11 protein-coding genes are annotated in these 11,805 nt (G+C 69.8%); 1 reads left to right on the top strand and 10 read right to left on the bottom strand.

Annotated elements, in window-relative coordinates; translation table 11 throughout:
* Positions 1–3: 3 nt before the first annotated feature.
* From ABZ842_RS16195 to ABZ842_RS16180, 4 genes are all read right to left on the bottom strand, one after another.
* Positions 4–201, bottom strand: coding sequence for a hypothetical protein (locus ABZ842_RS16195; protein ID WP_361537311.1), 198 nt, complete (start codon positions 199–201; stop codon positions 4–6).
* Positions 202–474: 273 nt separating this feature from the next.
* Positions 475–873, bottom strand: coding sequence for a GNAT family N-acetyltransferase (locus ABZ842_RS16190; RefSeq protein ID WP_361537310.1), 399 nt, complete (start codon positions 871–873; stop codon positions 475–477).
* A 2-nt stretch (positions 874–875) separates the two neighbouring features.
* Complete coding sequence (gene panD, locus ABZ842_RS16185) at positions 876–1,295, bottom strand: aspartate 1-decarboxylase (protein WP_361537309.1); 420 nt, start codon at positions 1,293–1,295, stop codon at positions 876–878.
* 553 nt (positions 1,296–1,848) lie between these two features.
* A complete protein-coding gene (locus ABZ842_RS16180) occupies positions 1,849–2,721 on the bottom strand; it encodes a universal stress protein (protein WP_361537308.1) in 873 nt (290 codons plus the stop codon).
* A 441-nt stretch (positions 2,722–3,162) separates the two neighbouring features.
* Here ABZ842_RS16180 and ABZ842_RS16175 point away from each other — a divergent pair, with 441 nt between their 5' ends.
* Complete coding sequence (locus ABZ842_RS16175) at positions 3,163–3,603, top strand: Hsp20/alpha crystallin family protein (RefSeq protein WP_361537307.1); 441 nt, start codon at positions 3,163–3,165, stop codon at positions 3,601–3,603.
* A gap of 79 nt (positions 3,604–3,682) precedes the next feature.
* On the opposite strand, the gene ABZ842_RS16170 is transcribed toward ABZ842_RS16175, so the two are convergent.
* The 6 genes from ABZ842_RS16170 to ABZ842_RS16145 all read right to left on the bottom strand — a co-directional run bounded on the left by ABZ842_RS16170 (position 3,683) and on the right by ABZ842_RS16145 (position 11,038).
* Positions 3,683–3,934 carry an acyl carrier protein gene (locus ABZ842_RS16170; protein WP_361537306.1) on the bottom strand — a complete coding sequence of 84 codons (252 nt, stop codon included), beginning with the start codon at positions 3,932–3,934 and terminating at the stop codon, positions 3,683–3,685.
* Positions 3,931–5,325, bottom strand: coding sequence for a 2-oxo acid dehydrogenase subunit E2 (locus ABZ842_RS16165; protein WP_361537305.1), 1,395 nt, complete (start codon positions 5,323–5,325; stop codon positions 3,931–3,933). Before ABZ842_RS16165 ends, ABZ842_RS16170 begins: the two co-directional genes overlap by 4 nt.
* A gap of 2 nt (positions 5,326–5,327) precedes the next feature.
* Entirely contained in the window at positions 5,328–6,275 is a 948-nt protein-coding gene (locus tag ABZ842_RS16160; RefSeq protein WP_361537499.1) for a pyruvate dehydrogenase complex E1 component subunit beta, read from the bottom strand.
* 49 nt (positions 6,276–6,324) lie between these two features.
* Positions 6,325–7,392: a pyruvate dehydrogenase (acetyl-transferring) E1 component subunit alpha gene (pdhA, locus tag ABZ842_RS16155; RefSeq protein ID WP_361537304.1), complete on the bottom strand. Its 1,068-nt coding sequence runs from the start codon at positions 7,390–7,392 to the stop codon at positions 6,325–6,327.
* Positions 7,389–9,179 carry an acetate--CoA ligase gene (gene acsA / locus ABZ842_RS16150; protein WP_361537303.1) on the bottom strand — a complete coding sequence of 597 codons (1,791 nt, stop codon included), beginning with the start codon at positions 9,177–9,179 and terminating at the stop codon, positions 7,389–7,391. Before acsA ends, pdhA begins: the two co-directional genes overlap by 4 nt.
* A 527-nt stretch (positions 9,180–9,706) precedes the next feature.
* Positions 9,707–11,038 carry a DUF6056 family protein gene (locus ABZ842_RS16145; RefSeq protein ID WP_361537302.1) on the bottom strand — a complete coding sequence of 444 codons (1,332 nt, stop codon included), beginning with the start codon at positions 11,036–11,038 and terminating at the stop codon, positions 9,707–9,709.
* Positions 11,039–11,805 lie beyond the last annotated feature (767 nt).

Raw genomic sequence — 11,805 nt, 5'->3', positions numbered from 1 at the left:
TCGTCAGGCCGGGCCCGGCGCGGGCTGGGGCTCCGGCTGCGGCTCGGGCGCGGGGTTCGGATCCGGTCCCGGCTGGGGGATCGGGTCCGGCGGCACCGGCGGCGGCTGCGGCGTCGGTACGGGCCCGGGCAGCGGGCCGGGGTCCGGTCCCGGCGGCCCCGGGGTCGGGATCGGTGAGGGCGGTACGGGCGGCTGGGTCATGCCGGTCCTCCACGGTCGCCGTCGAATGTGTGGCGCACACCCCCGTACCGGAAGCCTACCCACCGGTCCGCTCCCCCGGCACGACCAGCGCCACCAACGAGCTCGCGCCCGTCGCTCTCCGCTTGCCCCTTCAGCCCTTGCCGACGCCGTACGGCCATGGTGAGCACGCAATGACAGCGTCTGCGACCCGTCTGTGGCTTGTCGCGCAGTTCCCCGCGCCCCTGAAGCCCCTGCGGAAGGGGCTCGCGGGACCCCGCGGACACGTCCGAGGGGTCACCAGCGTTCGGGGCGCTCCCGCAGCTGCACCTCGGCCGCGGCCACCAGCTCCGCCGGCGCGACCGGCGCCTGCTCGGGGTGGCGCTTGGCCCACGCGGCGGCGTACGGGCACAGCGGCACCACCGGCACCCCCTCGCGGGCCGCCATCGCGTAGAACTCGGCCACCAGCGCCCCGGCGATGCCGCGGCCCTCGTGCTGGGGTTCGACGACGGTGTGGACGGCGACGAGCGCCGCCGGCTCCGCGTCGAGCACGAAGTACGCGATGCGGCCGGCGACGCCGTCGTCCTCGTACGCCTGAAGGAGCCCCCGGCTCCGGTCGTCCCGCAGGTCGTGCTTCCGCTCGTCGGCCATGGCCGCCTCCTCTGGTCCGTCTGGCCTGCTGGTGCTGCGCCCCACGATCAGATCACGGCGGCGTTCGGGCTGCGCTCGGTGCGGCTCCCCGGCACGGGGGCCGCGGCGTCCGTGCCGGTGGCCACGATGCGGTTGTCGGCGTCGACGTGCACCACGCTCGGCACCAGCGAGCGGGCCTCCGCGTCGTCCACCTGGGCGTAACTGATCAGTATGACGAGATCACCGGGGTGAACGAGATGCGCGGCGGCACCGTTGATCCCGATGACCCCGGTGCCGCGCTCGCCCTCGATGACGTACGTCTCCAGCCGGGCACCGTTGGTGATGTCCACGATGTGGACGAGCTCGCCCGGCAGCAGGTCGGCCGCGTCCATCAGATCGGCGTCGATGGTGACCGAGCCAACGTAGTGCAGATCGGCCTGGGTCACCGTGGCACGGTGGATCTTGGACTTGAACATGGTGCGCAGCATGAAAATGCTCCTGAAAAGAGGCTCCCTGCCTGCGTTTTTGCAGGTCAAGGGCGATTTTTTCACCCTACAACGCGTCGCATGTTTCGGCAGCATTCCCCCAACCTCTTCAGGGCTCACGCTGACACTGGCCGACTTCCCTGACTCATCGCCAGCTGCTTGCAGGGAAGCTTCACCCGCCCTCCCGGCCCTACCGCGACGACTACACAAGCCTACGCGGCACCCTTCGAAGGGTGGCCGTGATCACCACCACTCCGGCGGTGATGGGCAGCAGTCGACCACAAGCGGGCCACGCACCGCCCCGGGACAGCCGACCCAGGCCCCTCGTTCCGCCTGAAAAGGAGGCCCCCACGGCTCATAGACAATCTGAACGCGGAAGCGACGCGGCAACGTGGCACCGATCAACGCGTCGCATAGTCGCCGCAACGTCGACCTGCCCTTATGGACACAGCTGCTGCTAGAACGACGGGAATCGGCACCGCGCCCGTCTGGTGGCGGTGCCCTCCCATTTCAGGTGCTCCTTCGGACCTCAACGAGACCAGCCGAAGTACGACGGTCACGCGGCACCTTGGACGCCCACGGCGGAGCGCCTTGCCCAAGGACTGTGCCGCGGGACTACCGCGACCGGGCACGGAGAACGTTCGAGGAGCAGAGAATCGATCAGGCCCAGGCGCAGCCCGAAGGGGCCATCCCGCCTGCCGATGCCCACGACGAGCAGATCGGCGCCCTCCGCAGCCCTCAGGAGCGCCTTTCGGGCCGGCTCCTCCGCTACGTGGCAGTTCACGACGACGTCCGGGTAACACTCCTCAGCGCCTCTGAGCGCGTCCTTTAGTACCTGTGCCGGCGATCGCCGGTGTGCCTCAAGGGCGTACCAGAACGGAGGTGGAGATTCGGGGGGTGTTCCGGTCAGCGGATTCCAGGCGTAGACGGCCGCCAAGGCGCAGCGCCTCACGGAAGCCTCACGGAGCCCGAAGTCAACCGCCGGATCGCTCCCCTCTCCGTACTCGACACCCACCACGATGTTCCCGAACCGGACGTTCCGGTGTTGCGCTGCACCACGCACCACCACGACAGGACAAGCGGATCGCTCCGTCACCTTCACAGCGACCGAGCCCAGGGTCACCTCGGCGCGGCCGTCGGCTCCCCTGGCACCGAGCACCAAGATGCGAGCTCTGCGCGACATATCGACCAACTCGGCGACAGCGTCACCGGGCAGGGCCTCACTCGACACGGGTGCGTCGGTGCGCTGCCTGGCTCGGTGCGACGCAAGCGCAATGAGGTCGCCGTGTCCTACCCCGGGCAACGCGGCGGCGTGCACGAGGTGCAGGGGAGCCCGGTGCCTGGTCGCCTCGTCCGCTGCCCAGTCCACTGCTTCCAGACTCGACTCGGATCCGTCGATACCGACTACGAGTGGATCCACTCCACGCATCCGCTCAGACCCCTCTCCTGGAAACGGGCCGCACCCACTAGGTCGTGTCTGACAAATAGCGTCGTCCGCCCCTGAGGACGGGGGCCGCGGCCCAGACGGGATTTGTCAGACACGGCCTAGCTCCGGCACTCCGTATTTGCTGAAGATCCGCACCACCCCACGGCCAGCCCCTCCCCTGTCGGGCTTCCACAGGGCCAGGGCCGGTGTGCCACAGTCGAGTGTGGCACCGTTCGGACCGCCTTGCCGTCAGACACGGGCCGATCACTCCCGGAGTGACGACCGTGGGCACAGCATGGACCAGTCGGGCGGGCACGAGGCCCCATCGCCCTTCGATTAAGCCGTCACCGTCCGTGTCCTCAGCATGTGTCTGCGGCCGAGCTGCCACGGAGAGAGAATGGTGAGGATCAGCGTGGAAGGAAGCAGCTGAGAGGAGGGCCAGTCATGGCCGACTCGTCACTTCCGAGGCGACGGACCGGACTGCCGGACTTGATGGAATGGTTCGGCTCCAGCCTGCCCGACATCCCTGCCGGGTGGGTCCGCAAGGGGTCCCACCTCATCCCCATCGAAGTCTCCGACGACGGTTCCCGGTTCGTTCTCCGCGCCGAGCTTCCAGGGGTGGACCCCGACAATGACATCGAGATCACTGTCGAGGGCGACACCCTCACCGTGCGCGCCGAGCACACAGAAACCACCGAGGACAAGGACAAGCGGCACTCCGAGTTCCGCTACGGCTCCTTCGAACGGACCGTGCGGCTCCCCTTCGCCGTACCGCAAGAGGAAACCACGGCGGACTACCAGGACGGCATCCTCACGGTGACGGTTCCCAGGCCCACGACCCCGGAACCGGCCAGCCGCACCGTCCCCGTCCGACGAACCGGCTGAGGATACGCCCGGCAACGCGTCGGAACGGACGAGAGCACCTGTCCGGTTGGAGGAAGTCGGCCCGTCTGGGCAGTGAGCCTCACCGCCCGTGGGCGAGGAGGAAGTCGGTACAGGCGGACAGCGTGGACAGGTGCGTCGCGTCCTCGTCTTCGATCGGGATTCCGGACCTGCGACTGAGCGTCTCGACGAACCTCAGGAAGTCAAGGGAATCCATCTCCAGCGCCTCACGGAAGGCGTCGTCGGGTTCTAGGGAGGCCACGTCCGCGCCGGGGACGACCTCGACGATCGAGTCCCTGACGAGGTCCAGAGCCTCGGTTCGGTCCGTGTTCACAGCTGCTCCGGTTTCTGTAGGAGACGGTCGACCGCAGTGAGGAATCGAGCCCCGACAACACCGTTCGTAGCGCGGTGGTCAGCCGAGAGTGAAACGGTCACCACAGGTCGTACCCCCAGCAAGCCGCCGACGGCCCAGGGCCGGTCGACTAGCCGCCCGAAGCCGACCAGGGCCACCTGCGGCGGGTAGATCACGCCGAGGATGGTCTCCACTCCCTGGTCGCCCAGGTTGGAGACCGTGATTGTGGCACCGGACACCTCCGACCCCCGCAGCCTGCCGGTGCGTGCCCGCGTCACCAGGTCCTTCAAGGCCGCCATCAACCCGGGAAGCGGCAGGGTGTCGGCGTGCCGCAGTGCGGGGGCCACGAGCCCTCCGCCACGCAGGGACACAGCCACGGCGAGGTGTACGCCGTCGCCGGGCGTGAACCGGTCGTCGTTCCAGAATCCGTTGAGCTCCGGCACCTGCCGTGCCGCCAGGGCCACCGCTTTGAGCAGCAGCGCCGCGGGCAGGAGTCGCTCAGCGACGGGGCTGCGGCGGTTGAGCTCGTGCAGCCGGTCCATCGCGGCGGCCATGTCCACCGTGGTCGAGAGGTAGTAGTGGGGGATGTCCCGGTTGGCGCGACTCATCAGGTCGGCGATGGCCCGGCGCATGGCCGTGGTCTGCTCTTCGGGCATACGGGCGACGGAGGGACGTTCGGCTCCGGATCGCTCCGTGGTGGCGTCCGCGGCACCGGCGGTGCTCCGTCGTACGTCTGCGGCGCGCACGACAGCGTCCTTGCCCGTTCCCGCCACCGCGGTCAGGTCGACGTCCAGTTCGGCGGCGAGCCGCCGGGCCAGCGGTGTGGCCCGCACGCGCCGCGGTCGAGTGGTGGCACGGGCAGCGACGGCCGCTTCGACGTCGGTTCGGGTGATCCGTCCCCCGGGGCCGGACCCTGGCAGCCGCTCCAGGTCGAGGCCACTCTGCTCCGCGAGGTGCCGAGTCAGGGGGCCTGCCTCGGCGTGGCCGGGCGACTCGGCTGCGGAGAACACTGGCGCCGGGGCCGAAGTGCTCACAGGTTTGGGAGGCGGAGAGCTGGAGACCGCGCCCTTTCGTCGTGCCCGGCCTGGCGACCGCTTCTTGGGATCGCCCGCTCCTTCGGGACTGCCGTCCTTCTTCCCCGGCGGCCCGATGACCGCGAGTGGTGTGCCCACCGGCACGGTCGCCCCGGGCTCTACGAGGGTTTCCGCCACGGTCCCCGTTTCGAAGCACTCCACCTCGATCGTCGACTTCGCGGTTTCGACGACCGCGACCGGATCTCCCTTGTGCACCTGATCGCCCGGACCGACCAGCCATTCCACGAGCGTGCCCTCGTCCATGTCGGCGCCGAGGGAGGGCATGGTGAACTCGGCCATGGTCAGTCCACCGCCCGGTGAGCTGCCGCGACGATGTCCGCGGATTGCGGTAGGGCTGCCTCTTCCAGCCGCCGGGCGTACGGCATCGGGACCTCCGCGCTGCACACCCGCTCCACAGGGGCGTCAAGCTCGTAAAACGTCTGTTCAGCGATGCGGGCGGAGACTTCGGCGGCCAGGCTTCCCGTACGCCACGCTTCATCGACGACGACCGCGCGGTGGGTGTGGGCGACGGAGGTTGCGATGGCCTCGCCGTCGAGAGGCCGAAGGGTGCGCAGGTCGATGACCTCCGCGCTGATGCCCTCGGCAGCCAGTTCGTCCGCCGCCGCGAGCGCCTTGGGCAACGACCCGCCGTGGGTTATCAATGAGATGTCGGTGCCGGAGCGGCGGACCGCCGCGTGGTCCAGGTCCACCGATCCCCCGGGCGGTGGAGCCTCACCGGAGGCGTTGTAGAGGCTGCCGTGTTCAAAGATCAGCACCGGGTCGGGGTCGGCGAGCGCCGGGGCCAGCATGTGGCGGGCGTCCTCCAGCGTGGCGGGGGCGAGGACACGGATGCCAGGGATGTGTGCGTACCAGCCCTCCAGGCTGTGCGAGTGCTGTGCCGCCAGTTGCCGCCCCGCGCCCGTGGTCATCCGGATCACCAGCGGAACGGGGAGCTGGCCGCCTGACATGTGCAGCAGGGTGGCGGCGTTGTTGAGGATCTGGTCGAGGGCGAGCAGGCTGAAGTTGACGGTCATGATCTCGACGATGGGACGCATCCCGGCGAGGGCCGCCCCGATGCCGGCACCCACGAACGCGGACTCTGACAGCGGAGTGTCGCGGACGCGTTCGGGTCCGAACTCCTCCAGCAGACCGAGACTGACGCCGAAGCATCCGCCGTACCGGCCCACGTCCTCCCCCATGAGGAAGACCCTGTCGTCGGCGCGCAGGGCCTGCCTCAGCGCCTCGCGCATCGCTTCCCGGTAGGTCGTTGTCGCCTCGGGCGTTCCCTTGGCGCTCACGTCAGTTCACCGCCTGGGTCGAGGAACTGGTGACGTGCTGCAGTAGACGCTCAACCGGCTCCTCGGGCGCCTGCTCGGCCGCGTCCACGGCGTGGTCGATCTCGGCGGTGATCCTCCGCTCGACCCGTGCGACGTCCCTGTCGGTCAACTCGGCGCTGTCCCTCATGCGGTCCATGAGCTGGCTGATCGGATCCCTGGACCGCCACTGTTCGATCTCCGTCTTCTCACGGTAGCGGTCGGGGTCGTACATGGAGTGGGCGCGGAAGCGGTAGGTGCGCAGTTCAAGGAAGTGCGGTCCAGTGCCGGCCCGGATGCCCTCCACGGCCCTGCGGGCGGCCTGCTCCACGGCTTCGACATCCATGCCGTCCACGGCCCAGCCGACCATGCCGTAGGAAGTGGCGCGCATGGCCAGGTCGGTCTGCGCCTCGTGTCGTTCCAGCGCCGTTCCCATGGCGTAGAGGTTGTTCTCGCAGACGAGGAGCAGGGGGAGGTTCCACAGGGCCGCGAGGTTCGCGGTCTCGTGGAACTCTCCCTCAGCGAAGGCCCCGTCACCGAAGAAGCAGCAGGTGACGTGGGACTGGCCGCGCATCCGGTCCGCGAGTGCGAGCCCCGCTGCCAGGGGGAGCCCACCGGCGACGATGGCATTGCCCCCGTAGAAGCGTCGGCTCGCGTCGAACAGGTGCATGGAGCCGCCCCGGCCCCCGCTGCACCCGGTCGTCCTGCCGTACATCTCCGCCATGACCGCCTCTGCCGTAATCCCACGGGCCAGCGCGTGGCCGTGCTCACGGTAGGTGGCGACGACGGCGTCCTCGGCTGTCAGCACCTCGTTGACACCGACGGCGACGGCCTCCTCTCCGATGTAGAGATGGACGAACCCGCGAATCTTCGCCGCGCTGTACAACTCCACGCAGCGTTCCTCGAACCGTCGGATGCGCAGCATCGCCTCCAGCAGGTCCATCCGGTGTCCCGCTGCGGACCGGTCGGCTGGTGTCGTCCCCCGCTTGGCCACCGATGTCTTCTTGCCGGAAGCCGGAGCCTTGCGGGTGCGGGTGGGGTGTGCCCCGCTCATGTGGGTCCCTCCAAGGTCGACACATCGCCGGTGGACAGGCCGAGTTCCCTCGCCCGCAGCAGCCGACGCATCACCTTTCCGCTGCGCGTCTTGGGCAGGTCCTGTTCGAAGGCGATCTCCCGGGGAGCGACTGCGGATCCGAGCTTCTCCCGGGCGAAGGCGAGCAGCTCTCGTTCCAGGTCCGCAGTGGGCAGCACCCCCGGGCGTAGGGAAACGAACGCCTTGACCACGTTGCCTGCGACCGGATCGGGCCGTCCGATCACTCCGGCTTCGGCCACTGCCGTGTGTTCCATGAGCACGCTCTCCACCTCGAAGGGCCCGATCAGGTGCCCCGCCGACTTGATGACGTCGTCGGCACGTCCCACGAACCAGTACCAACCGTCCGCGTCCCGGCGAACCAGATCGCCGGTCAGGTACCAGCCGTCCACGAACGCGGCGTCATAGCGCTCGTCGTCGTGCAGGTAGCCCCGGAACATGGAGGGCCAGCCCGGCCTCAAGGCCAGCTCTCCGTCGATGTCGGGGTTCTCCACCTGCTTGACCCGGCCCCCGCGCACCAGCGCCCGGCCGTCCTCGCCGCGCTCCAGCACCGTGGCTTCCACCCCGGGCAGTGGTCGTCCCATCGAGCCGGGCCGGATCTCGCAGGCCGCGAAGTTCGCGATCATGATGCATCCGGTCTCCGTCTGCCACCAGTTGTCGTGCACCGGCAGGCCCAGGACGTCCCGGCCCCACACGACGGCTTCCGGGTTGAGGGGTTCACCGACGGAGGCGATGAAGCGCAGGGTCGAGAGGTCGTAGGACCGGGGCAGGTCGTACGGGCCCTGCCGCGGTGTCGTCCGCATGAGCATGCGCAGGGCCGTGGGAGCGGTGTACCAGACGGTGACCTTCTGTTCTCCCAGGATCCGGTACCAGCGCCGGGCGTCGTAGTCGCCCTCGTCGACGACCACCGTCGCGCCGTGCACGAGCGGGGCGATGATTCCGTACGACATGCCGGTGACCCAGCCGGGGTCGGCAGTGCACCAGTACACGTCTTCGGGGTACAGGTCGAGGGCGTAAGCCGCCGTGGCGTAGTGGGCCACCACAGCCTCGTGGACGTGGACCGCGCCCTTGGGGGTGCCCGTGGTACCGCTGGTGAAGTGCAGCAGCGCCATGTCCTCGGGCGAGGTCGGGGGTATGGGGTAGGTGTCAGCGGCAGCGGCCATCAGCTCGCTGAAGTCCACGGTGCCGGGCAGTTCACCCGCGCCGGGCCCGACGATCAGTACGTGCTCAAGCCCTGGCATCGACACACGGCGCCCGGCGACCTTGCGCCGGTAGAGCGCGGCAGTAGTCACCAGCACCCGGGCGTCTCCAAGACGCATGCGCTGTTCGACCGGGTCGGGGCCGAAGGCGGAGAAGAGAGGGCAGAGCACACTGGTGTTCTTCAACGTGCCCAGGACGGTCACGTACAGCTCGGGGCAGCGACCGAGCAGGGTGAAGACCCTCTCCCCGGCGCCGACGCCGAGTGCCCTTAGGACGTTGGCGAAACGCGCGGTACAACGAGCCAACTCTCCGTACGTCATGGTTGACACGGAGTCGTCGCGGGCGATGCACCGCAGTGCCGGCTTCTCCGCCCGGTCGGACGCCGCGTGCCGGTCGACCGCCTCGTGGGCGATGTTGAGGCCGCCGTCGGGCAGCCCCGTCAGGCCGGCGGCGGCCTGGGACCAGGCGAAGGCCGAACGGTCCCGGTCGTAGTCGACGAGGCGGTGGGAGACGTCCGGTGCCGTGTCCTTGTGGATGGTTTCCCAGCACATCAGCGCTCCTCCCGGCACTGCCCCCAATCTCCAGAGTCGCCGAGCCGGGCCACGGCTGCACGTTGACGGCGCGGTAGGGCGAACGAGTGGGGAGTCGGCATGCGGACGCCTTCCACGCGGCGACTGCGCGGGGACCTGAGCAACTGGTACGGCTGCCCGCAAAAGCGTTCATTCGAGACCGGCGGTCACATGATCGACAACTTCAGTCAAACTCCACGCACCCCGCCCCAGGCAGGGCTCAACTGAACCCCACCGCATAGGACCCGGTCTTGGTTTTCGTCTCAAGGCCCCAGGCCGGCCGATGGGCGCCTACCGGACCGTCTTCGCCGCTCTCGCCCCCGGAGATCCCGCGCCAGAATCTCGTCTGACGGCCGTCCGCGCGCGAGCGCGCAGCGCCCCCGTCACCCGGTCGAACACGCCGCCCCGCACCTGAGCGGGGCGGTACCCCGTCCCGGCACCCGGACGCGACCACATCCGTCCGACCTCCCGCGAGGCACCCACGATGAGCCCGGTCGGACGCCGCCCTTTCACCGCCAGGGCGGCGTCACGGCCTGGGTGACGTGCTCCAGGTGGTAGTAGTCGGCGACGCACTGACCGGGCCAGAGCGTCTTGCCCTGCCGGCTGGAGGGTTCCGTCATTCCACCGACCGGTGTCGGGTAGTAGGGGGCGACCCTGGTGCCGCCCGCAGCCTGTGCCCGCAGCCACCGGTCCTGGCGGTCCCACGCCACGGCCCGGGCCCACATGTCGTCGCCCAACTCGACCAGCGGGAAGGCGAGGCTCACGCAGGCGAGACCGCACACGGCAGCGCCGGCCGCCCGCGCCGCACCGACGCGCACGTCCAGGCGGCGCAGGGCCTGCCCCAGCAGGAAGCCGAACCCGGTCAGCAGGGCGAGATACGGGAGCAGGAAGTCGTTCCACAGGCGGGGCGAGCTCGCCACTCCCGGGCCGAAGGCAGGATACGCGGCGACGGTGCACAGATAGCCCGAGATCAGGAAGGCGAGGACGCCCGAGCAGGCCAGCAGGGTGCGATTCGGCGCCACGGCGCGGGCGCCGGCCCGGGCGGCGAGCAGCCCCAGCAGGGCTCCGGCCGCGACCGCTCCCAGATACTGCCAGGTTCCGAGGATCTGGTACATGACGCGGGCGAAGACGCCCAGGCCGTTGATCAGGGTCTCGGGTTCCAGCAGCGAGGAGTGCTGTGCGCTGTACCGTTCGCGCCGGTTCCTTGAGCCGGGGGACGTGACGAGGACCACGGTCCCGGTCGCGATTCCCGCGATCCCCGCCAGGCACCAAGCGCGCGTGCGTCCCAACGCTCGCTTGGGCACCGCCCTGCGGCTCAGCAGGAGAACGAACGAGAGCATCACCAACGAGACGACCGAGGTCTCCTCCGACAGCGTGCCGATGACGGCGCCCACGAGCAAGACCGCCGCGACGGCCAACGCCCTGCCCCGCGCGGAGCGGGCCAGCAGCAGCGGGATCACCGCCGCGCAGGCGAAGACGGGTGCCAAGGTGTGCGAGACCGACGCGGCCGGCCAGTAGAACGTCTTGTACGTGTTACGGGAGGCGAACAGGAAGAGCGCCGTCACCATGGACGCTGTCAGCAGCGTTAGTCCGCGCGGGGCAGTCAGCCCGGACCGGCGCACCGCCAGGGACGTCACCGCCCAGAGTACGCCCGCCACGATCAGGCCGCTGACCAAACCGAACCACACGTGCCCGGCCAGGCCGAAGCGGGCGTAGGCCCAGACGAGGACCGCATTGGCGACGCGCCCGTTGTCGTCGAGGTAGAACTCCCCCACCATGGCGGTCAGGCCGCCGTCGCGGACCAACGGCAGGAAGCACCAGTCGTCCCCGCTGGGCCGCACCCAGCGCCCTTGCCAAGCTGCCGCGGCAAACAGGCCGAGGGGAAGCAGGGCGAGCGCAGTGAGCCAGGTCGCCGGGCGGGGACATCCGGATCGCACGGGCGCCCCTTGGGACGCCGGGACCGGTTCCTGGTCCGGCTGGCGCGGACCGGCCGTACCTGGTCGTTCACCGCTCATGGCGGTACTGCCTTTCGCTGCACCCCGGGCCGGGCTTCGGCCGAGGACCGTTCGGATGGGCGTGGCCGGGACGGCGGGTAACCGCCTCCGGCCGGTGGCCGGGGCGAAGCCGCCGCTTCGGCCGCGACGGCGGCACAACGGCCGCCGCAGACGCCGACCGCGCCCGCGTGCGGCTGCAACAGCGAAGAGCCGTAGAGGGGTCGCCCGGGCCGTGGGCGCGCTCCCGCAGCTGGCTCGCCATCGGGCTCGACAGCGTTCATCTGGTCTGGACCGACTGGGCATCGGAGGACGCATGGCCTCTGATCGACCCTGCGGGACACTCGGGCGTGGCACCTGTGCCTGTGTCCGTCGGAGAGAACCCGGGCCCGATTCGCCGGACCGGGGTGGTCGGCCGGCGGCGTATGGTGAGCGACCGCGGCTTCGTCGCTCGCGCAGTTGGACAACGCCTCGCCGCGATACAGCGTCTCGCTGACGGTGCGGCTTGGGTTCGGCTCGTCCGGCGTTCTCGCCAGGCGGAGTCGTCTCCGTCCACCAACCCGATTGGGGGCGTGGGCGGTTGAAGTGCGTCAGGCATGAGATGGGGCTGTGCGGCG

It is taken from the genome of Streptomyces sp. NPDC047315 (assembly GCF_040643215.1).
Lineage (GTDB): Bacteria > Actinomycetota > Actinomycetes > Streptomycetales > Streptomycetaceae > Streptomyces.
The sequence above is the reverse complement of the archived record's forward strand: the minus strand, read 5'-3'. Positions and strand labels throughout refer to the sequence as shown.

Coding starts and splice junctions, on each gene's coding strand:
- panD (WP_361537309.1), bottom strand. CDS start 1,295: ATGCTGCGCACCATGTTCAAGTCCAAGATCCACCGTGCCACGGTGACC.
- ABZ842_RS16165 (WP_361537305.1), bottom strand. CDS start 5,325: ATGGCCGAGTTCACCATGCCCTCCCTCGGCGCCGACATGGACGAGGGC.
- ABZ842_RS16180 (WP_361537308.1), bottom strand. CDS start 2,721: ATGCGTGGAGTGGATCCACTCGTAGTCGGTATCGACGGATCCGAGTCG.
- pdhA (WP_361537304.1), bottom strand. CDS start 7,392: ATGAGCGGGGCACACCCCACCCGCACCCGCAAGGCTCCGGCTTCCGGC.
- ABZ842_RS16175 (WP_361537307.1), top strand. CDS start 3,163: ATGGCCGACTCGTCACTTCCGAGGCGACGGACCGGACTGCCGGACTTG.
- ABZ842_RS16160 (WP_361537499.1), bottom strand. CDS start 6,275: ATGCGCGAGGCGCTGAGGCAGGCCCTGCGCGCCGACGACAGGGTCTTC.
- acsA (WP_361537303.1), bottom strand. CDS start 9,179: ATGTGCTGGGAAACCATCCACAAGGACACGGCACCGGACGTCTCCCAC.
- ABZ842_RS16195 (WP_361537311.1), bottom strand. CDS start 201: ATGACCCAGCCGCCCGTACCGCCCTCACCGATCCCGACCCCGGGGCCG.